The following is a 22,146-nucleotide window of genomic DNA, read 5'->3' as shown; positions in this document are numbered from 1 at the left end:
TGTAGCTAAATAAATAATCCATGTGAAGTATTTAAATTTATTTCTCGTAACCGAGTGATAAAAAAGCCGCTGTTAAACAGCGGCATTGGAAAGGGGGATAAAATAAAGTGATACTATTCACTTGTTGAGAAAGCACCTTCCCAAACGATTCGGCGGTAGCGCTCAGGGTTTGTGTCACCTTCCGTACTGAAGAGTAGGACTACCGATTCTTCATTAAGGCCAACATTACCGTCGTGTTTCACAATTTCGTTTAGTGCCCCGAGAGTAATCGCACCAGACTCACCGCTGGTAATCGCTTGATCGCCTGCGAGTGGGTTACCATACATGCGCATTCCCGTTGCTGAGACCTTATCCTCAACGGCGATAAAATAGCGGCTGCAATCTCTTAAAATAGGCCATGTAACAGGATTTGGTTCACCACAAGCTAAACCTGCCATGATAGAGCTAAGATCGCCAGTAACATTAACCATATTACCTGCTTCGCTTGTACCAGAGCGATAGATACAATCTGCGGCTTTTGGCTCTGCAATGATAGTGTCAAACTTAGTTGGGTCCAATCTATCTGCTAGGTAACCTAGTACTCCACCGGCCATCGCTCCTACACCCGCTTGGAGAATAACATGGCTAGGTGCTTCAAAACCAAGTTGCTCGATTTGATCCACGGCTTCATCAGCCATTGTCATATAACCTTGTGAAATCCAAGTTGGAATTTCTTCATAGCCATCCCAAGCTGTGTCTTGAACCAACATCCAACCATTGGCCTGAGCCGTGTCATTCGCAAGTCTAACGGTATCGTCGTAGTTAACTTCAGTAACAATACATTCTGCACCAAGGCCACGAATACGGTCGACACTTGCTTGTGGAGAGCCTTTCGGCATATATACAACCGCTTGCTGCCCCATTTCACGAGCGGCCCATGCAACGCCAGTACCATGGTTACCTGCGGTCGCGGTTGCAAAGGTTAGTGGTGCTTCCAGTTTGGAGGAAACCGTTTTTAGGTCGATCTCTGCAATATCAACATTAAGGTGTTTTGCTAATTGACGTCCCAGAGCGTATGAGCCACCCAAGACTTTGAAAGCGTTAAGCCCAAAACGCTTAGATTCGTCTTTCACAAGTATGGCTTTGACACCTAGTTGCTGTGCTAGTGCTGGTAAAGAAACGAGAGGTGTTGGTTGGTAGCCGTCGATCTGAGAATGAAAGGCTCGGGCTTGTTTGGCTTGCTCAACACTAAAGAGTTCGCTTTTATTTCCTGAAAAGAATGAGTTTTTAGATAGATTTAGCATAGGGCACACTTAATGGATAAAGTTGAGAGAAAAAAGGTCATCGAGAGGGTATGACCTTTTCGTAGTATTTTATTTGATGACGTAAGCGATCGCTTCTACTTCAACAAGCGCATCTTTTGGCAATCTTGCAGCCTCTACGCATGAGCGAGAAGGGGCATTTTCTGTACCAAATACTTCTGTGTACACTTCGTTAAAGGCAGCGAAGTCTTCCATGTTAGATAGAAAACATGTTGTTTTAACAACTGTCTCCATTGAAGCGCCAGCCTCTTCCAGTACTGCTTTTAGATTTGCAAGTGACATGCGTGATTGCTCTGTAATGCCGCCCTCGACAAAAGCCATTGTTTTTGGATCAAGTGGAAGTTGACCAGATGTAAACACTAAATCTTGGAAAACAGTGCCTTGAACATAAGGGCCAATAGCTGCTGGTGCGTTGTCAGTATGTACTTTAGTTTTCATTTTTAATCTCTTGCCTCTTTAACTTCTAACATCGGAAGTGAATGTTAGCAAACTTCATTTCCGATTAGGTAACTTTAGTTAACTTTATTGACGTATGTCATTTTGAGAGTGGCTTTTTTATTCAAGATAAAATCAACTCTTGGTAACTATATGACTACTTTTATTCCGATTGGTCAATGGTAAAGTTAACTATATGTCACTTTTGTGAGGTTTGGATCACGATTTTACCTCTAAATAACGCCATTCAGTGAACTATAGTTAACCTTGTGTCTGTGGTCACATTATTTAACTTAAATGTTAGTAAACTGCCCTCATACCGTTCACAAATATTAACTATAAGACTTAATTGCTCCACAGCTAAGTCTAATAAGAACAAGCAAAGAGGCTCCAATGAACAATTTTCTGAATCGTGGGTTTGACCAATCTGAATTTGAACACCGTACCCAGCGTGCTCAAAAAGTCATGCATGACAAGAAGCTGGATGCAATGATTTTTACCACCGAGCCAAATGTTCGTTACTTTACTGGTTTTCATACTCAGTTCTGGCACAGCCCAACTCGCCCATGGTTTGTAATCGTGCCAGCGGAAGGCAAACCAATCGCGATTATTCCAGAAATCGGCGCCAGTGGTATGGCAGGTACTTGGATTGACAACATCATTACTTGGCCATCGCCTCGACCAGAGGATGACGGCATTAGTTTGGTAGCGAGTGCGTTGAACTCATTGCCGTGTCGTCATGGCCGAGTTGGTGCGACATTGGGTATTGAATCCCACTTACGTATGCCAGTGAATAACTACTTACAACTGACCACCATGGTTAAGAAAGACTTTGTTGATGTGTCTTTAGAGATGCACGAGCTTCGTCAAATAAAGTCTCAAGCAGAGATCGAAAAAACACGAGAAATTTGCCGCATCACCAATGTTGGTTTCAAGAAGGTGCCGGAATATGCAAAAGCAGGGATGACAGAGCGTGAGATTTGTAAACAGTTCCGAATTGACATGCTGTTAGAAGGTGCCGATGAGTGCCCGTATATTATTGCAGGCTCAGGGCCGGACGGTTACGACAGCATCATTATGGGCCCAACAGACCGCATTATTGAGCCGGGCGATGTGTTGATCATTGATACCGGTGCCGTTCGCGATGGGTACTTCTCTGACTTTGACCGTAACTGGGCATTTGGACATGCGAGTGAGCAGACAAAAGCGGCATACCGAGCGACTTATGAAGCGACGACAAAAGGTTTTGAAGCCGCGAAGCCAGGCGCGACAACGACTGATATCTATAACGCGATGTGGAAAGTACTAGAAGCAAACGGTGCACTAGGTAATGACGTGGGTCGTCTGGGTCATGGTTTAGGCATGGAGCTGACAGAGCGTCCATCAAACACTGCGACAGACAATACTGTGTTGAAGCCAGGCATGGTGATGACGCTAGAGCCAGGCATGGTTTACGCACCGGGCAAATCTATGGTTCACGAAGAAAACATCGTCATTACCGAAGATGGTGCGGAGTGGCTATCTGAGCGTGCGGAACCTGAACTGATCATTATCGATTAATCCCCCCAAAGTGCTTCTCTGTCTGCCTGATATTCAGGGAAGCACCTAGACGAGAAAACAATATGGAAACCTTACAAGAGTTTAAAGATTGGGAAATTACCCTGTCGCATACACAAGCCCCTCGGATTGATCGGGTGCATATCGGGTTAGTTCAACTCAGCACTGACCATTCGCTAGAAATGGATTGGGCAAAGTTATTGGGAACGCAGGCGGGCGTATTTAGTTCTCGTGTTTATTACAGCAGTGAAATGACGCCGGAAGCGCTGGATCAAATTGCCACGGGTATCAGTGAAGCATCGGATCTGATAGCAACGGGTTTACCAATGGATGTGATGGCCTTTGGCTGTACCTCTGCCTCAATCATTATTGGGGAAGAAAAGGTTGGACAGCTGCTCACGAAAAACCGTGGGGATATCCCAGCTACTAATCCATGGACTGCTGCTCAAGCTGCATTTAGGCACTTAGGCGCACGCAAGATCGCCGTATTTTCTCCTTATCCAACAGAGGTGAACTTCCCTCTCTACAACCAATTGACGGCTGCTGGGTTTGAGGTATGCATTTTAGGCTCATTGGGGATCGAGAAGGATACCGACATTACCAAGATCTCCAAAGCATCCATGTTGGAGGCATTAGAAACTATCTTACCTGAATCGGGCGCAGACCTTGTGTTTATGTCCTGCACCAACCTTCGAGTTCTAGATCATATCCAAGAAATTGAAGACAAGTTCAACATCCCGGTTGTTTGTAGCAACTCGGCTATGTTTTGGCATGCCATGCACCTAGTTGGTAAGAAAGCTCAATGTCCAGGTTACGGAAAATTACTAAATCTATAGGAAAGAACAATGAGTAATACAGTAAAAGGCTGGATCGCAGCCATATTTATCGGTTTGTTATGGGGTATTCCATGGATTGTCGGTACGCCAATCTTAGAAGTTATGGACGCTCAAGTGCTAGTTTGGGTTCGTTATACTGTTGCTTTCATGACCCTTTTTGTCATTATCAAGGTGAGCAACGCGATTGGTAAGCCACAGAAAAAAGTCGACTTTAAACTTAATTGGGAAAATCGCCATGATATCTTTTGGGCTGCTTCTTGTGGGATTATTGGTCAGGGCGCATTTAGTTTCCTGTCGTTTCTTTCTTTGGACTATATCACTGCATCTGAAAATGGCGTTATACAGGGGTTAATCCCAATTATCATCCTTTGCGTGGGCTTTCTGCGCCACGGCGAGAGATTTACCGTACTGCAAATTGTAGCGGCGGTAGGCGCATTTGCAGGTGTGGCGATTCTAGTCATGGACCCATCTGTCGAAGGCAGCGGTTTTAACATTGGTCACTTAATCTGTTTTGCCAGTGCAGCGAGTTTCTCAACAATGGCTTATGCACGGGCTAAGCTTGCAGAGAAATACGGTTCAGTTGCGACCATGTATCATCAGTTCGTATTCGCAGCGATTGGCTTCGGGATCTACTTACTATTTGTTGGTGCGGACTTCTCTTCTGCTCTAGGTATTTTCTCTTCGCCATTGCGTATTATTTGCATCACTATTTTGGGTGTCGGTATTTCTGGTATCAGTTACCTAATTTATATCTATGCAATGGAAAGAGTAGGTGTAGACGGGACAGGTATGGCGCTGAACTTAATGCCATTATCTTCGTTCGTGCTTGCCGTTTTCGCTCTCGGTGAAGCGGTGACGCCAATGAGATTGATAGCCATTGCTGTCGTTATTGGCTCCATGATGATGTTTATGAAATTTGCTCACAAAAAAGAGCCAGAAGTTGAAGCAAAACTGGCTGAGAGTAATTAACCATGACAAACACTGCTAAGGGATGGATTGCAGCGATTTCAGTTGCGTTGTTGTGGGGTACCGAGGGCTCTTTAGCAACCTTGCCTCTCAGCGTCATTGATGCGAAGGTCCTGGTATGGCTACGCTACGTGATTGCTTTTGCTGTATTATTCATCGTCTTGGCAGTGTCTCTTTTCTTTGGACAGTCGCCAACAAAATCAAGGCAAGTTTTTCGGTTTAGTTGGCAGAATCGTAGAGATGTTTTGAAACTATTTTTATGTGGTGTCGTTGGCCAAGGATTATTTAGCTTTTTCTCTTTTCTTTCCCTTGATTACATTACTATTTCTGAAAATGGAGTTATTCAAGGGCTAGTCCCTATTGCCATTCTATTGATGGGTACGCTGTTCTATAGCGAGCGGTTTACCTTGACTCAGATGGGGGCTGCGTTTATTGCTCTTGTTGGGGTGACGTTATTGGTCTTCTCACCTTCAAGTTCGCAACAAGGATTGAATATTGGTCATTTCATTTGCTTGTTGAGCGTGGTGAGTTTTGCTTCGGTGACTCACCTACGGGCACAATTGGCTCAGAAGTACGGTGGGGCTCAGACAATGTTTTACCAATTCGGTTTTGCTGCTCTGGGGTTCTTCTTTTACCTACTCTTCGACGGAGTAAATTTTAGCGGTATCCAGTTATTACTTACCCCTTCTTATAAACTGCTCTGCGTAATGATATTAGGAACTTGTGTATCCGGTTTAGGCTATCTGGTATACATCTATGGTATTGAGAGGGTTGGAGTTGATGGGAGCAGTATGGCTTTAAACTTAATTCCAGTATCTGCCTTCTTAATTGGAACTTTTGTTTTTAATGAAGAGCTGACAATACTTAGAGTGGTTGCAATGGGACTAATTGTTGGCGGTATGGTTATTTTTGTTAGGCCTTCGTCCAAGAAGCATCAAGTGGCTTTAAGCGTCAACAATTGAAAATTAAGCCTCACTTATTGTGAGGCTTAATTTTAGGATCCGGGGTAAACGCCCGTTAGGCTTTGAACTCTCGAATGTACTTATAGATTGCATGGCGTGTAATACCCAAACGTTCAGAAGCTAACCCAGTAGCCTCTTTTAGTTCGAAAATACCATTATCAAATAGGACCTTAGTGATCGCCTTATTCTTGCTTTTTAGATTGATCGAAGCGTCGTTCTGCACTTCTTCAATCGCATGTTCAAGGGCTTGCTCAATAACATCAGTAGCCGAAGAGCTAAAGTTTTCATGTACACCAACATGAGGTAATGAAGCATCTGGCATTAAAGTTTTGATAATTTCAGGGAAAGGGTGTGATAAGTTCATATTAATACAGAACAGCCCAATGGGTTTGCCATTTTCTCCTGCAAGCACACATGTTGTTGATTTTAATAGTGAGCCGTCTTTACTGTTAGTAAAGTAGCTTTTAGGAGTTACTTCCCCTGTCCTTTCGAATGCGCTTAGCATTCGCAATCCCATATCTGTGATTGGTGACCCCACTTCACGACCGGTGTGATGTCCGTTGACGATCTTCACTACGGACTTTTCAAAGCTCTCAAACGAGTGAATGACCACTTCACAGTGCGGACCGATAAAGTCTGCAATGGTTTCCGCTAGTCGAAAATTGGACTCAAGATATTGTCGATCAATTTCAGTGAACTTGACGTTAAATGACTTATAAGCTGATGCATTCATTATAGACCACTACTGTTAACTTTAACTTGAGATTCATTGTCCCTTGATGTTGGCTGGAAATCAACCCACGCATTAACTAAATGTAACCAATCTCATCTTATTTCGAATGTCTCTTAACCTTTTAGTTCACTAAAGGAAACTAAACTTGATGAAAATCAAAGTTAAAAGGGATTTTCAGTCTCAATAGTGAACAATAGTTAACTGTAGGATCCGGGTCACATTATTTAACTCAAATATCAGTAAACTGCCCTCATACCGTTCACAAATATTAACTATAAGACTTAATTGCTCCACAGCTAAGTCTAATAAGAACAAGCAAAGAGGCTCCAATGAACAATTTTCTGAATCGTGGGTTTGACCAATCTGAATTTGAACACCGTACCCAGCGTGCTCAAAAAGTCATGCATGACAAGAAGCTGGATGCAATGATTTTTACCACCGAGCCAAATGTTCGTTACTTTACTGGTTTTCATACTCAGTTCTGGCACAGCCCAACTCGCCCATGGTTTGTAATCGTGCCAGCGGAAGGCAAACCAATCGCGATTATTCCAGAAATCGGTGCCAGTGGTATGGCAGGTACTTGGATTGACAACATCATTACTTGGCCATCGCCTCGACCAGAAGATGACGGCATTAGTCTGGTAGCGAGTGCCTTGAACTCCTTGCCGTGTCGTCATGGCCGAGTTGGTGCGACATTGGGTATTGAATCCCACTTACGTATGCCGGTGAATAACTACCTACAACTGACCACCATGGTTAAGAAAGACTTTGTTGATGTGTCTTTAGAGATGCATGAGCTTCGTCAAATAAAGTCTCAAGCAGAGATCGAAAAAACACGAGAAATCTGCCGCATCACCAATGTTGGTTTCAAAAAGGTGCCGGAATATGCAAAAGCAGGGATGACGGAGCGTGAGATTTGCAAACAGTTCCGTATTGACATGCTGTTAGAAGGTGCCGATGAGTGCCCGTACATTATTGCAGGCTCAGGGCCGGACGGTTACGACAGCATCATTATGGGCCCAACAGACCGCATTATTGAGCCGGGCGATGTGTTGATCATTGATACCGGTGCCGTTCGCGATGGTTACTTCTCTGACTTTGACCGTAACTGGGCGTTCGGACATGCGAGTGAGCAGACAAAAGCGGCATACCGAGCGACTTATGAAGCGACGACAAAAGGTTTTGAAGCAGCGAAGCCAGGCGCGACAACGACTGATATCTATAACGCGATGTGGAAAGTACTAGAAGCAAACGGTGCACTAGGTAATGACGTAGGTCGTCTGGGTCATGGCTTAGGCATGGAGCTGACTGAGCGTCCATCAAATACGGCGACGGATAACACCATTTTGAAGCCAGGTATGGTGATGACGCTAGAGCCAGGCATGGTTTACGCACCGGGCAAATCTATGGTTCACGAAGAAAACATCGTCATTACTGAAGATGGTGCAGAATGGCTATCAGAGCGAGCTGAACCTGAACTGATCATTATCGATTAATCAATTATTTATAACGATAAGCCAACGCACGAAATTCGTGACGTTGGCGACAATATGAAACATAAAGGACTCAAAATGAACACAACAAATAAAGATACATTTTTAGGGTGGGTTGCCGCGATAGCAGTAGCATGTATTTGGGGCGTGACTGGTGTGGTCTCTAAACCCCTCTCTATGGCGGTAGATCCAATGACACTGGTATTCTTCCGTTATGTGACGGCGGTGATTGGGCTATCTATTATTTTCTTTTTCACGTCTCGCAGTAAAAGTTTAAGCGTTGATTTGGGGTCATCACTTAAAATCGACAAGAAAGATATTGGTCGAATCGCACTATGTGGCATTGTAGGGCAAGGGGTTTTCTCACTCTTTAATTTCCTTTCACTTGCTCATATCGGTGCCACAGAGAACGGTGTTATTCAGGGAATGCAACCTTTTGCAACGGTCTTCTTTGGCATGATGTTTATGAACTTCCGCATGAATAAAATCCAGTGGGGTGCGTTCATTGCATCGGCCATATGTATTTATGCGATGAGTGTTGGCCCAACAAACACGATTGAAGGTGGTACTCCGTTACTAGGTTATGTATATGTGACCTGCTCGATGCTAGCACTTGCTTGGACTGCACACCTTCGTGCTAGCTTAGCAGACAAGTACGGTTCTGTTGTTTCAATGCTTTACCAATACATTTCTGTAGCAGTGATGGGTATCTTCGTCGTATTCGCAATGGGTCTAGATCTATCTCAAATTTACATTATCTCCTCTAGTCCATTACTGATTGCACTGCTGATTTTCTTGGGTACTGGCATTTCAGGTGGTAGTTACCTCATTCAACTTTACTCTTTCAAACGTATTGGCGTTGAAAAATCAACAATGGCTCTAAACCTAATGCCACTTGTTGGTTACCTTGTTGCGGTACTGACGCTGGGTGAACAAATGGCAATGGGCAAGACCATTATCGTCTCTCTAATTGTTGTCGCACTTTATGTCTTTACCAAATATGAGACTAAAGAAGAGCCAAAATCAGAAGAAAATTTGAAAGCTCAAGAAGCTTAAACTGAATCAAAAAATAATAATATGGGAAGCTATCTTGGGAGATAGCTTCTTTTCTGGAGAAAGATATGACCACAGAAACATCTGCAATTGAATGGCGTAGACACCTTCACCAATACCCTGAGTTTGGTACTGAAGAGTTTAAAACGTCTGAGTTTGTTGCTAACAAATTGGAAGAGTTTGGACTTGAAGTTCACCGTGGAATCGGTGGAACTGGGGTCGTAGGCATTCTTCGTCAAGGTACTAGTGATCGCAGTATTGGTCTTAGAGCAGATATGGACGCTTTAAGAATTAAAGAAGAAAACACGTTTTGTCACGCATCTAAACACGAAGGTGCCATGCACGCATGCGGACATGATGGTCATACTGCGATGCTACTTGGAGCTGCATGTGAATTGGCTCAAAGTAAGAACTTCGATGGTGTCGTGTATTTCATCTTCCAACCGGATGAAGAACGAGGCACTGGTGCAAAAGCTATGATTGCCGATGGCCTATTTACTCGTTGGAACATAGACGCGATATATGCAATGCATAATTTGCCTGGTATCCCAGCAGGTAAGTTTGTAACTCGTCCAAGTTCAGTTATGGCTAGCGAAAGTAGTTTTGAAATTGTTATCAACGCTACTGGTGGTCATGCAGCATTACCCCACATGGGAACCGATCCTATTGTGGTTGGCGCACAGGTTGTTACAGCGTTGCAGACTATTGTTTCTCGTAATTTAAGCGCTATCAACGAAACTGCGGTCATTTCAGTTACAAACTTTGAGACAAATGGCACGGTGAATGTTATTCCATCGCAAGTGACGATCACTGGTGATACGCGAAGTTTTACAGATGAAGCTCTGCACAAAATCGAGAAAGGGATTGAGCGTGTCGTGGCAGGTCAATGTATGTCTGCTGGCGTTGATTACCAATATCACTTTAACAATAGTTTTCTTTCAACGATTAATACTGCAGAGGAAACAGAACATGCGATTAAAGCTGCAGAAACTGTTGTAGGAAAAGACAATGTTATTGGCAATTGTGAGCCATTTACCATTAGTGAGGACTTCTCCTTCATGCTACGCGAGGTAAAAGGTTGCTATATCTTAGTTGGTAATGGCGTCGGTGAATGTGGTGGAACCGCACTTCACAATCCACTTTATGATTTTAATGACGATATCTTGGGAACAGGTATGCGTTATTGGCAAACGTTAGTGGAACAGCAATTAGCTAAGTAATCGAATACAAAAAAGAGGAGCATTAGCTCCTCTTTTCTTATATATCGACGGTCAACAGATAACTAAGCGGACAGCTGACTAAACCTCGGCAAACTCTTAGCAAACCTCTGGTGCACATCCATATAAGTTTGCATGTAGATCTCATCGATACTGTCAGCGCAAGGGAAGCTGGATGAGAAGTCGACATGTTTACGATCGATGGACAATTTGGCTGCCTCGATAATATGAGCGACAAACATTCGAGGATCTTCCAAACCGATGGAGATCCGCATTGTGGTTGGCTTGATACCAGCTTCATTTAGCGCTTCGTCGCTAAGTTCGGAGTGGGTCGTTAAGGCAGGGCAAAGCGCAACGGTGTTGGTTTGTCCCAGACTTACCTGCATACCGATAGCTGGCTCAAGCATGTCAAAGAACTGTTTGAACCCAGCACGATTGATTGGTGCACGATTGCCATTGCCTTCCATATCGATGGTAAACAGAGCCGCAGGCAAGCCCAAGTGCATGTTGTTCTGGCAGTGTTCGTAGTTATCACTGTCAGGCAGAGCCGGGCATGACACGTTGATGTCTGGGTGAGCATCGAAGATCTTCGCCAAGGTGAGAGTATTGATGGTTTTCTGCACCACACGCATTTCGTAAGTTTTCATACCATTGAGTACTTCAAATGCTTTGTCGGCGTCTAAGAATGCACCTTTAATGTAATACACATTCCAAAAGAGCGTTTCGTTCCATGGAATGATGACCTCATCGCCGTTAGGTTTGGTGAAGGTGACTTCTTCTCCTTTTGGTACAAACATGGCTTCGTTACGGCCGATGACGACCCCAGCGGTTGTGGTCCCTGAACCAGCTAGCTCTTTGGTGTAGGAATGAACTACGAAATCAGGTCGTTCCATCACGTCATCGCGTTTTAGTACTGGGTGCAGGAGTGGGGTACCAACCGTTGAGTCAACGATAATGTCCCAACCACGAAGGTGAGCCGCTTTACTGATGCTAGCAACATCTAAGACGTATCCATGTGGATTACAAGGTGATTCTAGATAAACGTATATTTTCTTACCAGCGGCAAGGCGGTCGGCGTATTTATCGGCAACCTCATCAAGACGAGCCGCAAACTCATCTCCGGAGTAACCATCGACCCATTCGACCGCTACATTCAAGTTTGAGGGTTTTCCAAACCAATCTTCTAATAGCTGATAAGACCCACCGTAGATGTTGCGTGATGCCAGCACAATATCTTCATGCCCAAGTAAGTGGCTCAACAACCCATCAATTGCCGCCATGCCAGAGTTAAAGTTCCATGCAAGGTACTCATTAGCTCTTGAGCCTGCCTCTAGGTCAACCATGTGGTTAGCCAGTGAGATTGATGTTGGGTTGAGCAGTCGAGAGTAAATATCGTGAAGCGGCTCTTTACCGTTAAATGCATCTTCAATCCATTCGGTACACGCAAACAAATATGTTGCGGTACGCGTAATCACAGGACTGGCTGAGAATATAGCGGCAACATTGTCGAAGATAGGGTAGGCACCCTTAGAGGCAAAATGACCATTATTGGTGGCAATGGATTGGTAAGTAGTGCGCATGGGGTTTTGCAGGTTGTCGAGGATCTTCGCGATCTGAAATGACAAAAATCGCTTGGCGTTAAACCAGGCGATTCGGTCACTTTTGTCGAGCTCTGAAAGTCCATCAACGGTCAATGCCCATAGGTCGTGTGTTTTCGTGTTGGCTTTGTATAGTGTGGTCGCTAGTTCAACCAGCGTGGTGCCGTATTCACTATTTGGGTCGATGCCAAAGTGTTTTGCTTGCTCAATGGCAAGAGCTTCTGCTTGTTCGTGTTTGGTTGTTTTACGCAGCGGGCTAAGTTGAGTTGAGGTATTCATAGTTCCATCCTTTATTGTACCTCTTATAATTTTAGTGTTATAAAAATGTTAAAGATTGCGATTTAAGAAGTAACTCACCAACTTTGAGCAATTATATTGCGCATATTGGTTATAAATTGATGGAAAATGCTAATGGATGAGATCGACAAAAGAATACTGGCTGAGTTGCAAAGCAACGCTCGGCTAACTAATCAAGAGTTGGCAGATCGGGTTGCTCTGTCGCCGTCCCCCTGTTTGCGCCGAGTTCGGTCCTTGGAGAAGCAAGGAGTCATTCGAGGTTATCATGCCAGTGTTGACCAAGAAGCGTGCGGGCTGCCTATTAATGTCTTTGTATTGGTGAAACTCGAAAAGCCGACAGAAGAGAACATGCGAGACTTTGAACATCACATTGAAATGATTGATGAAGTGTTGGAGTGCTTTTTGATGACGGGCAACCACGACTACTTGTTGCATGTAGTCAGTGAGTCGCTAAAAAGCTACGAGCAGTTTATCCGCAAGCAATTAACTCGCCTGCCAAATATCGCCTCCATCGAATCGAGCTTCGCCTTTGGTCAAGTAAAAGTAAAGACGAAGCTGCCAGTGAGATAAGTAAGTCCAATTAGTGTTTAGATTTAATGAGTGCTAAAGCTTTATCAAAATCGAATTCTTGTAGAGCGCCATTAAGTTGCTTTAGTTGATTTTGGGTAAGCCCCAGTAATTGGCTTTGCTCTATGTTTTGCACTATCTCAAGTGCATCGGTATCGTTCTGTTCAATAGCGTTCTGTAATCTTTCATAGAGCGTTGGGTCAAAGCTCGCTGTGTGCTCAGGGTTATCGTTAGCCGCTATATGAGAGAGTAAAATGCCACTCTCTCTTATTGCCTCAGTGGTTTGATACAGAGCATTGAGTAGCTTCTTTTGAAGTTGTTCATTGTTGATATCAGATTCTAATGCACTACAGAGCTCAAATAACTCGTTCGCACCTATATTTCCTGAGACGCCTTTTAAGCTATGGATGTAGCGTTTTAAATCGGAGGACGCTGCATTAGCGAGTTGTTCTCTAACTTGAGATAAATCAGAGTAGTGCTCATAAAAGCGTTGCAACAGTCGGCGATATAGCTGGTGGTTGTTATTCGCACGAGCAAGACCTTGGGACAAGGTGATGGTGTTAATGTCATGAAGTTTCACTGGTTGAGTATTAACATTAGAGTCGGAGCTGGAAATGCTTATTTCTGACCCAATTTCGCGGTGAGGCGAGGTGATCCATCGAGCAAGGGTGCTGAACATGATGCCTACATCGATTGGTTTAGCTATGATGTCGTTCATCCCTGACTGGTAGGCGCGTTCTCTATCACGCTCCATCACGTCGGCGGTCATGGCAATGATAGGGATAGCTCGGTCATTGAGTGTGTTTCTTATTATCTCTGTTGCGCTGTAGCCATCGAGTACAGGCATTTGGCAGTCCATAAGAATGCCATCGAACGTCATTTGTTTATACAAGTCGATCGCGACTTGCCCATTTTGAGCTACGGTGACTTGGATGTTTTGGCTTTCCAAAAGTTCTACCGCTAATTCTTGGTTAATTTCGTTGTCTTCAACGAGTAATAGATGAGCTCCTGCTAGGTGTTGGACATTAGCCAAATGGGTTTGCTGCTCAAGCTCGTCACGGCTGGTATGGTGGTTTTCTATATCATATAAGCCAACTATCGCATCGAACAAGTGAGAGGCAGTTACTGGCTTATCGAGAATACTTGGTACGATAAGGCCACGCTCTTGAACTGAGTCAGCCAGAAGCTGGCGATCATAGGCTGTGAGCATCAAGATTTTAGGATTGAGGGATTCAGATTGCTGGATAGCATGAATGAGTTCAACGCCATCTTTACCGGGCATCTGCCAATCCGTAATAACCACATCAAATGCCGAATCTGATTGTGCAGCGTGATTGAGTGCGTCGATTGCGCTATCAACTCCATTAGCGCTTCGAACATTAAAGTTGAGTGATTGCAGAATATCTTCAACGATAAGGCGCGCACTGGCGTTGTCATCCACAATCAGGATGTTGAGGTGGTTCAATGATGTTGGCACGACAATCGGTTTGGTTTCTAGCACTTGGCTGCGCTTCATGTTAATTGTGAACTCAAAGGTTGAGCCTTCGCCAAATTGACTCCTAACCTCAATGTCTCCGCCCATCAACAAACAAAGCTCCTTACTGATGGCTAAGCCTAATCCGGTTCCCCCATACTTGCGTGTGGTGGAACTGTCGGCCTGGGTGAACTTATTGAAGAGCTTTTGAGTTTGTTCTGGTGTCATTCCAATGCCAGTGTCAGAGACCGCAAATCTTAACGTGACATCGTCATTCTCTAAGTTGTCTGCGGTGATAGTGATTTTGACTTCGCCTTGTTCGGTAAACTTCACAGCGTTATTGGCAAGATTGGTCAAGATTTGCCCCAATCTTAATGGGTCACCGTAAAGTGCTGTTGGTACGTCTTTTGAAGTATGAATAAGCAGCTCTAAACCCTGCTCCGACGCCTTAAGCCCAACCAAATTAGAAATATTGTCCAAGACGTTTTCGAGTCTAAAATCTACGTGCTCAATGTCGAGTTTACCCGCTTCGATTTTTGAGAAATCGAGAATGTCGTTGATAAGTCCTAGTAAGGTATCAGCCGACAGCTTTACTTTTTGAATATAGTTGCGTTGTGCCTTAGTTAAATCTGTTTTTAAAGCGAGGTAACTCATGCCTATGATGGCGTTCATTGGGGTTCTGATCTCATGGCTCATGTTCGCTAAAAATCCGATTTAGCTTGGTTTGCGTAGTCTGCTTCATCTCTGGCAATAGCGAGCTTATCGGCAGACTTTTCAAGCGCAGCGTGGGATTTGTTGGCGAGCAAAACAATAAAAACTATGGTGCTCATGAAAATGATGCCGCCGATGGCAAGATAGAAAGAGATTTGAGATGAGTTCTCTACAATGTTTTGCTGGTGTTCAAAATCAGGTTCAATAACTTTGAAGGCTTTCAGATAGGCATTATCAAGCGCCGATGATTGTTGGGCGATAGCTTGTTTCTGCGTAAATAACTGTTCGAATAAAGCGAGATATTGCGTCAACTGCCCCTTAATTTTCCCAAGCGTTTGTTGTTGGGTCGCATCTGAAATATGCGGTATCAAATCTGCCAATCGTTGTTGGCTCTCTTTGATAGTTCCTTCAATTTGCTCGGCAATATCTTGCTGTTCGTTGAGTGTTTGTACCAAGGAGAAGTCGCGTTCGTACTGAGTGGTATCGCTAAATAGGGAACGTAATGTCAGCAATTGAGCGGTAGTGGAGAGTTTGACGTTGGTTTGTTGTTGTATGTCGTTTAGTTCTTGTTGATAGGCGGCTAACTCTTTTTGTAAGCTCGTTCTCAGCACTACACTCGCTCGTGTAAACTCTTCCCCCGCCGAATCGATCTGGGCGGCGATGTGCTGCTGCATTGGAGCGGTAACTAGTTTGAGGTTTCTGAGCTGAATTACCGCAGTTAAATACCGATTTCGAGCGTTATCAACCAGTGTCAGTTTGTCCTTAGCAGCCTGCGTAACCATCTTTGGTTGCAGAGCTCTAATTTGGTTACGCACTTCATTGAGGCCAAATTGCAGTTGTTTGTAATCTTCATTATTCGGTTCGAGGATAAAAGACTTTTCATGACTTCGAATTGTAGAAATACGACTTGCTAAATGATGGCTTTCAATAGCGATTTGAGCACTAGCATCAATGTGTTGACGCATGCTTTCGACTAACGCGACCTGTTTTTCTATCGAGACTTTAAGATCGACCTGCATCTCTTCTACATCATAAATAGACGTGTCCGAATTTGAGGTAAGAGCAACGCGGGTGGTTCTTTCTTGGTCGTTAAGTTCTACGTATTCGGTAAAAGTCGCCTTGTAATCTTGAAGTAGCGCCTTTACTTCTTGATTGACCTGCTCGGAAAGCTGGGAATCGGCAAGCAGGTAGGCCATATCAATATGTTCAAAGGTTTGTTCAGCCTGCGGATGGGTGGGCGATAGTGCGTAATTGCGCTCATGCAGCTTAATGCTATCTATGGCGGCACGAAGTTGAGCGCTTTGAGCGTAATTGTCGACAGTTTCAAAACGAAGATTGAGTTTTGACCAACCTATTGACCCGGCTATCACCAATAATGTCACTGCGATGAAAAAGCCAATAAGAATGCGTTTTGAGTCGAGATTTTGTCCGATAGGAAAATTCATGGAAATCCTTTAAACCAATGTAGTTCTAGTCTTTAAAAGCATCTCGAATGGCGAGAATATCATCCAATTTGCTGATGAAAATTGGTACTAAACTTGGATCGAAGTGAGTTCCTGCATCGCGCTCTAGTAATGCGAGCGTTTCCTCAATGGACCAAGCCTTTTTATAGGGACGCACACTGGTCAGTGCGTCAAACACATCGGCTATTGCGACGATTCTTGCACTAAGCGGGATTTGCTCTCCTTTCAATTGGTTGGGGTAGCCACTGCCGTCCCATTTTTCATGATGGTTTAACGCAATTTCTTGCGCCATTTGTAATAGCAGCGAATCGCTGTCACCAATAATGTCACCGCCAATTTCGACATGCTTCTGCATGACGGCCCATTCGTCGGCATCGAGTTTACCTGGCTTTCTTAACACGTTATCTGGAATACCAATTTTGCCGATGTCGTGCATTGGTGCGGCTTGAAATACCAGCTCAACCCAGCGCTTACTAACGTTTAGTTGTGAGGCGAGAATGCGTGAGTAGTGGCTCATCCGCACTACGTGCATACCAGTCTCGTTATCTTTGTACTCTGCTGCTCGTCCCAAGCGTTGGATGACTTCCAAACGGCTTTGTTCAAGCTGAGCCGTTCTTTCACGTACTTTGATAGCAAGTTCGAGATTTTGATCGTACAGCGCAATATGTGTCTTCACTCGAGCTAACACAATGGGTGGACTAATGGGTTTGGTAATATAGTCCACCGCGCCCAACTCAAAGCCTTTCTGCTCGTCGACCACTTCACTTTTCGCGGTGACAAAAATAATAGGAATATCAGCGGTTAGTGGATTGGCTTTTAGTGTCTCGCAAACCTCATAACCGTCCATTTCGGGCATCATGATATCGAGCAATATCATATGAGGTTTAGGTGTGGAGAGGGCGATTTGTATAGCTTTCGCGCCGCTTGTCGCCGCTTTCACTTTGTAATGTTCATTCAAAGAGCCAGCAATGGCATGGATATTATCGGGAATGTCATCAACGACAAGCACCACAGGTTTTTCTTGGTTGTCTGTATGCATAAGTACGAGTCCTTGTACCGAAAATGCAGAGATAAGGCTTTTAAGAATAGACAAGGTTTCGTATGTGTTACAAACAATTAGCTCACTATGAGAATAATATCGCACCAAGATTTGCTTTAACGATTAGGGGAAGCTTCATGACGCAGCCATTCCATTTTCTCATAGAGGTTGATGATTATTCGTTTGTAAAAATGCCATGTTAGAACAAAAATTAACCAATAAAGGATAAGTGGTTAACTGAGGGCGGCTGCGTGGGTAGTGTATTTCACCGACATTGTTCAGATACTTTGCCAAAAGTGAGCTTTGGCGAAGGCGTGTATTTGATTGATTCAGAAGGTCGATATTATTTAGATGGATGCGGAGGGGCGGCGGTCTCCAACCTTGGTCACAACCATCAGCGAGTAAAGGCGGCGATTCAAGCTCAATTAGAGACTATTCCATATGCTCATACAGGGTTCTTTACCAGTGAAAGCAGTGAGAAATTAGCGCAGCGAATCGTGTCGTTAGCCCCAGAATCTTTGCAGCATGTGTACTTTGTTAGTGGTGGTTCAGAAGCGGTGGAGTCAGCGCTTAAAATGGCACGCCAGTATTACGTAGAGCGCGGTATGGTGTCCAAAACTCAATTTATCGCAAGGCGACAAAGTTACCATGGCAATACATTAGGGGCGCTCTCTGTTGGAGGCAATGAGTGGCGACGAGAACCGTTTCGTCCTCTGCTTTCCTCTGCTCACCATATTGCGCCTTGTTATGCCTATCGTGACCAATTGGCGTCAGAAACTGAAGACCAATACAGTCAGCGTATTGCCAATGAACTTGAAGCGAAGATACTCGAACTTGGGGCGGAAAATGTGATGGCATTTATCGCCGAACCCGTCGTAGGGGCAACTGCGGGGGCAGTACCTGCGACTCAGGGCTATCTGCAGCGTATAAGAGAGATTTGTGACCAATATGATGTATTGCTGATTTTAGATGAAGTGATGTGTGGAGTCGGCCGAACGGGGTCTTTCTTCGCATTTGAGCAAGACGAAGTAGTACCCGATATTGTGACCATGGCGAAAGGTCTGGGAGCTGGATATCAGCCCATTGGCGCTGTACTTGTTCACGAAAAAATCTATCAGGAAATAGCCAATGGTTCCGGGTTTTTTCAGCATGGTCATACCTTTATGGGACACCCAATGGCGTGTGCGGCGGCACTCGCGACTGTGGAAATCATCATAGAAGATGACTTACTAGCTCAGGTGGTTTCTAAAGGGGAAATGCTTAAGCAAAAGCTTTTCGAAGCGTTGGGGAATCTCGATATGATTGGTGATATTCGAGGTAGAGGATTGTTTATCGGCATTGAATTGGTTTCTGACAAACATTCAAAATCCCCGCTTGCTATCCAAACTCAAGCGCACAAATGGATTAAATCGTTGGCGATGGAGAATGGTTTAATGTGTTACCCAATGGCTGGGACGATCGACGGTACACACGGTCACCATATTTTACTTGCGCCTCCGTTTATTATTAGTGAGATCGAAATGGATGAACTGGTGACCAAGCTGAAAAAAACGCTACTTTTAGCAGAAGAAAAGTGGGCCCGCTTATGAGTAACCTAACAATGCCATCGCAGTCGGCTATTATCGTTGCGCCTAATGGCGCAAGAAAAACGCAGAAAGATCATCCTGCACTGCCCGTCACTCGTGGAGAGATTATCCAAGATGTTATTGCTTGCCGAAGTGCAGGTGCCGCAATGGTACATCTGCATGCTCGCAATGAAAAAGGGCTGCACTCGTTAGACGTTGCAGACAACCTCCCGCTGTATAACGAACTAAAAGATGCTGTTGGAGACAGCATTATGGTGCAATTAACAACAGAAGCGGTGGGCCAATATCAACCTGAGCAACAAAAGCAATTGATCAAAGCCGTCAAACCAGAAGCGGCGTCATTTGCGTTAAGTGAGTTGATTCCAAATGATGAACACTTGAGCGAGTCGGCCGAGTTTTTTCATTGGGTTGCACAGCAAGGCATTATTGCTCAATACATTCTTTACAGTGCTGACGATCTTGATCGTTATTTTCGACTGATTGATCAAAAGGTCTTGCCTGATCACGACCATCACCTATTACTTGTTCTCGGACGCTATAAGCAAGGACAAGTAGCAACACCTCAAGATCTTGTGCCATTTCTTAGTTGTCGATTATTTGAACTGTGTCACCGTTGGGCGGTCTGTGCGTTTGGTCAATTTGAACACAATTGTTTAACGGCTGCTATGCTTATGGGGGCTGACGTTAGAGTTGGGTTTGAAAATAATCATTATGACAATCAAGGTGCTATTGCTACAAACAATGCATCTTTAGTGAACCAGCTTTGTAAGACGTCAGCGGCGCTTAATATAGAGTTACTGAGCGCTACTGAATTTAGAAACAGTCTTGCCATTCGCCAGTAATTAAGGAGTTTACTGGTTTCTGAACCCTACGACAGGAAAGGAATAACTATGACCAAATTAAAAACCATGTTGACCGTGTCTGCTGCATGTATTGCCATGGGAGGAGCAACTCTCGCACAGGCAGAAGACCGATTTGTAACTATCGGAACCGGTGGCGTAACAGGGGTTTACTATCCAACAGGTGGTGCTATTTGTCGTCTTGTAAATAAAAACCGAGCTGAATTCGGTGTGCGTTGTTCGGTAGAAAGTACCGGCGGTTCGATATACAACATCAATACCATTCGAGCTGGCGAATTGGATTTAGGTATAGCCCAGTCAGACTGGCAATATCATGCATACAATGGCACCAGTAAGTTTGCGGAAGCTGGTCCATATAAAGATCTTAGAGCGGTATTCTCTGTTCACGCTGAACCATTCACTGTGGTGGCGCGTGCGGATTCTGGTGTTGAAAGCTTCGAAGATCTTAAAGGTAAGCGAGTCAATATAGGTAACCCTGGTTCCGGTCAGCGCGGGACTATGGAAGTCTTGATGCAAGGTTACGGTTGGGACAAAGATGTATTCAAACTGACTTCAGAGCTAAAAGCATCTGAGCAGTCTAAAGCATTGTGTGACAACAAAATCGACGCAATGATCTACACCGTAGGCCACCCAAGTGGTGCGATTAAGGAAGCGACAACGTCTTGTGATAGCCGCATTGTATCGGTAACTGGACCAGTGGTAGATAAGTTGGTTGAAGACAATAGCTTCTACCGTAAAGCGACTGTTCCGGGTGGTATGTATAACGGTAATCCAGACGATGTGATGACGTTTGGTGTGGGTGCAACATTCGTTACGTCTACTGCTGTGCCTGATGATGTGGTTTATGCCATCGTTAAGTCTGTATTTGAAAACTTTGATGATTTCAAACGTCTTCACCCTGCTTTCGCTAACCTGAAGAAAGAAGAAATGATCAAAGATGGTTTGTCAGCACCATTGCATCCAGGTGCCGTGAAGTACTACAAAGAAGCGGGTTTGATGGACTAACAAACTCTTTTAATGCAACGCTCTTCAAAGCCCAGCGATGTAATGCTGGGCTTTTTTATTAATGGTCGTGGGATCACTGTGACTAGCCACGAAACTGATCTTCTAGCCATTGGTTGAACAGATAGACCAGCTTGTTGTCGCGACGATGATTTGGGGTGATGGCATAGTAACCGTACTGACTCACTAAACTAAGAGCGAGAGGGTTACTTAACTGTTTTGCTCCAATTAAAGGGTCGACCATAAAATCAGGAAGCAGAGCGAGCCCACAGTTTGCCTTTACAGCCTCCAAAGACATAAAGAAATGCTCGAATCCGACGCCATAAAAATTCATCGGTGTATCAGGGCAAAATTGATTTCGAAACTTCTCCCATAGTTGTGGTCGAGTAATATGGGGGATAAATTGGTGAACTTCCAAATCTTGGTGGCTACAAATAGGATGACGCTCGATAAGATCTGTTGAGCCGACTAAGCGCAGCGTCTCTTTGTGTAGCAGAGTGGCATTTTCGTAATGGGTAGCGATTGGTAAACAGCGGATTATGACGTCACTTCGCGCGTTCAAGCCTTTAATGGGACCATCACCTGTTTTTAGGTTGATTCGTATACTGGAGTTTTGCGACCGAAAGTCTTGCAACGCGTTGATCAACCATAAGCTGGCAAAAGATGGCGTGACATCAAGGTTTAATACCGCCTCGTTGTTTTCAGACTGTTTGAGCCTTGCCGTTGCGGATTGAACACTTTCCAAGGCTTCGATAATACTAGGCAAATATTGCTCACCAATAGATGTAAGTCGAATCCCATCAATGTGTCGCTCAAACAGTGCTTGACCAAGTTGCTGCTCTAGTGCCGCGACTTGTTTACTGACGGCTCCTTGAGTCACACACAGCTCCTGTGCAGCCTTTGAAAAACTGAGGTTGTGCGCCACTGCAACGAAGGTTTTGAGCGCTTTGATAGAAGGTAAGCCTGAGCTGCTACTCATAGTGTTTTCCCGAACTC

Annotated in this window: 19 protein-coding genes; 11 read left to right on the top strand and 8 right to left on the bottom strand. The window is 44.5% G+C overall.

Translation table 11 applies throughout. The features are described from left to right. Positions 1–113: 113 nt before the first annotated feature. Both dpaL and VME0621_RS16735 read right to left on the bottom strand, forming a co-directional pair. Positions 114–1,283: a diaminopropionate ammonia-lyase gene (dpaL, locus tag VME0621_RS16740; protein WP_006070087.1), complete on the bottom strand. Its 1,170-nt coding sequence runs from the start codon at positions 1,281–1,283 to the stop codon at positions 114–116. A 69-nt stretch (positions 1,284–1,352) separates the two neighbouring features. Then, on the bottom strand, positions 1,353–1,739 hold the full coding sequence (locus tag VME0621_RS16735; protein WP_038230756.1) for a RidA family protein: 387 nt from the start codon (positions 1,737–1,739) through the stop codon (positions 1,353–1,355). Between the two features lie 390 nt (positions 1,740–2,129). On the opposite strand from VME0621_RS16735, the gene VME0621_RS16730 reads away from it, so the two are divergent. The 4 genes from VME0621_RS16730 to VME0621_RS16715 all read left to right on the top strand — a co-directional run bounded on the left by VME0621_RS16730 (position 2,130) and on the right by VME0621_RS16715 (position 6,057). Beyond that, on the top strand, positions 2,130–3,296 hold the full coding sequence (locus tag VME0621_RS16730) for a M24 family metallopeptidase (protein ID WP_065311707.1): 1,167 nt from the start codon (positions 2,130–2,132) through the stop codon (positions 3,294–3,296). A 62-nt stretch (positions 3,297–3,358) separates the two neighbouring features. Further along, the gene (locus tag VME0621_RS16725) at positions 3,359–4,129 is read left to right on the top strand and encodes a maleate cis-trans isomerase family protein (RefSeq protein WP_062463906.1); all 771 of its coding nucleotides are present in this window, start codon (positions 3,359–3,361) and stop codon (positions 4,127–4,129) included. A 9-nt stretch (positions 4,130–4,138) separates the two neighbouring features. Beyond that, positions 4,139–5,098 (top strand): DMT family transporter, encoded by a 960-nt coding sequence (locus tag VME0621_RS16720; RefSeq protein WP_062463904.1) that lies wholly within the window; start codon positions 4,139–4,141, stop codon positions 5,096–5,098. Between the two features lie 2 nt (positions 5,099–5,100). Next, complete coding sequence (locus VME0621_RS16715) at positions 5,101–6,057, top strand: DMT family transporter (protein WP_062463902.1); 957 nt, start codon at positions 5,101–5,103, stop codon at positions 6,055–6,057. A gap of 55 nt (positions 6,058–6,112) precedes the next feature. On the opposite strand, the gene VME0621_RS16710 is transcribed toward VME0621_RS16715, so the two are convergent. After that, positions 6,113–6,790, bottom strand: a complete 678-nt coding sequence (locus tag VME0621_RS16710; RefSeq protein WP_006070081.1) for a helix-turn-helix transcriptional regulator — start codon at positions 6,788–6,790, stop codon at positions 6,113–6,115. Positions 6,791–7,119: 329 nt separating this feature from the next. Here VME0621_RS16710 and VME0621_RS16705 point away from each other — a divergent pair, with 329 nt between their 5' ends. From VME0621_RS16705 to VME0621_RS16695, 3 genes are all read left to right on the top strand, one after another. Beyond that, entirely contained in the window at positions 7,120–8,286 is a 1,167-nt protein-coding gene (locus VME0621_RS16705; protein WP_006070080.1) for a M24 family metallopeptidase, read from the top strand. 75 nt (positions 8,287–8,361) lie between these two features. Next, complete coding sequence (locus VME0621_RS16700; protein ID WP_062458747.1) at positions 8,362–9,339, top strand: DMT family transporter; 978 nt, start codon at positions 8,362–8,364, stop codon at positions 9,337–9,339. A gap of 65 nt (positions 9,340–9,404) precedes the next feature. After that, positions 9,405–10,556: a M20 aminoacylase family protein gene (locus VME0621_RS16695; RefSeq protein WP_006070078.1), complete on the top strand. Its 1,152-nt coding sequence runs from the start codon at positions 9,405–9,407 to the stop codon at positions 10,554–10,556. Between the two features lie 62 nt (positions 10,557–10,618). On the opposite strand, the gene VME0621_RS16690 is transcribed toward VME0621_RS16695, so the two are convergent. Next, a complete protein-coding gene (locus tag VME0621_RS16690; RefSeq protein WP_062458744.1) occupies positions 10,619–12,430 on the bottom strand; it encodes a trans-sulfuration enzyme family protein in 1,812 nt (603 codons plus the stop codon). 132 nt (positions 12,431–12,562) lie between these two features. Here VME0621_RS16690 and VME0621_RS16685 point away from each other — a divergent pair, with 132 nt between their 5' ends. Further along, positions 12,563–13,018 carry an Lrp/AsnC family transcriptional regulator gene (locus tag VME0621_RS16685; RefSeq protein WP_062458741.1) on the top strand — a complete coding sequence of 152 codons (456 nt, stop codon included), beginning with the start codon at positions 12,563–12,565 and terminating at the stop codon, positions 13,016–13,018. Positions 13,019–13,028: 10 nt separating this feature from the next. Here VME0621_RS16685 and VME0621_RS26910 read toward each other — a convergent pair whose 3' ends face one another. The 3 genes from VME0621_RS26910 to VME0621_RS16675 are packed head-to-tail and all read right to left on the bottom strand — an operon-like array spanning position 13,029 to position 17,702. Further along, the gene (locus VME0621_RS26910) at positions 13,029–15,161 is read right to left on the bottom strand and encodes a response regulator (protein ID WP_231892957.1); all 2,133 of its coding nucleotides are present in this window, start codon (positions 15,159–15,161) and stop codon (positions 13,029–13,031) included. Positions 15,162–15,190: 29 nt separating this feature from the next. Further along, the gene (locus tag VME0621_RS26905; protein WP_231892956.1) at positions 15,191–16,645 is read right to left on the bottom strand and encodes a hypothetical protein; all 1,455 of its coding nucleotides are present in this window, start codon (positions 16,643–16,645) and stop codon (positions 15,191–15,193) included. 25 nt (positions 16,646–16,670) lie between these two features. Further along, positions 16,671–17,702 (bottom strand): response regulator, encoded by a 1,032-nt coding sequence (locus VME0621_RS16675; RefSeq protein ID WP_006070074.1) that lies wholly within the window; start codon positions 17,700–17,702, stop codon positions 16,671–16,673. A gap of 251 nt (positions 17,703–17,953) precedes the next feature. Here VME0621_RS16675 and VME0621_RS16670 point away from each other — a divergent pair, with 251 nt between their 5' ends. The 3 genes from VME0621_RS16670 to VME0621_RS16660 are packed head-to-tail and all read left to right on the top strand — an operon-like array spanning position 17,954 to position 21,153. Further along, positions 17,954–19,291: an aspartate aminotransferase family protein gene (locus tag VME0621_RS16670; RefSeq protein WP_006070073.1), complete on the top strand. Its 1,338-nt coding sequence runs from the start codon at positions 17,954–17,956 to the stop codon at positions 19,289–19,291. Next, on the top strand, positions 19,288–20,130 hold the full coding sequence (locus tag VME0621_RS16665) for a beta-keto acid cleavage family enzyme (protein ID WP_062458739.1): 843 nt from the start codon (positions 19,288–19,290) through the stop codon (positions 20,128–20,130). The genes VME0621_RS16670 and VME0621_RS16665 overlap by 4 nt, the downstream gene beginning before the upstream one ends. Before the next feature lie 48 nt (positions 20,131–20,178). After that, positions 20,179–21,153 (top strand): TAXI family TRAP transporter solute-binding subunit, encoded by a 975-nt coding sequence (locus VME0621_RS16660; protein ID WP_062458737.1) that lies wholly within the window; start codon positions 20,179–20,181, stop codon positions 21,151–21,153. A gap of 82 nt (positions 21,154–21,235) precedes the next feature. Here the strand turns inward: VME0621_RS16660 and VME0621_RS16655 are convergent, their stop codons facing one another. Beyond that, positions 21,236–22,129: a LysR substrate-binding domain-containing protein gene (locus tag VME0621_RS16655; protein WP_062458734.1), complete on the bottom strand. Its 894-nt coding sequence runs from the start codon at positions 22,127–22,129 to the stop codon at positions 21,236–21,238. Between the last annotated feature and the right edge of the window lie 17 nt (positions 22,130–22,146).

This window comes from Vibrio mediterranei, from assembly GCF_900088415.1.
Classification (GTDB): Bacteria; Pseudomonadota; Gammaproteobacteria; order Enterobacterales; family Vibrionaceae; genus Vibrio; species Vibrio mediterranei.
Note: the sequence above shows the minus strand (reverse complement) of the source record. Positions and strands in the feature narration are given on the sequence as shown.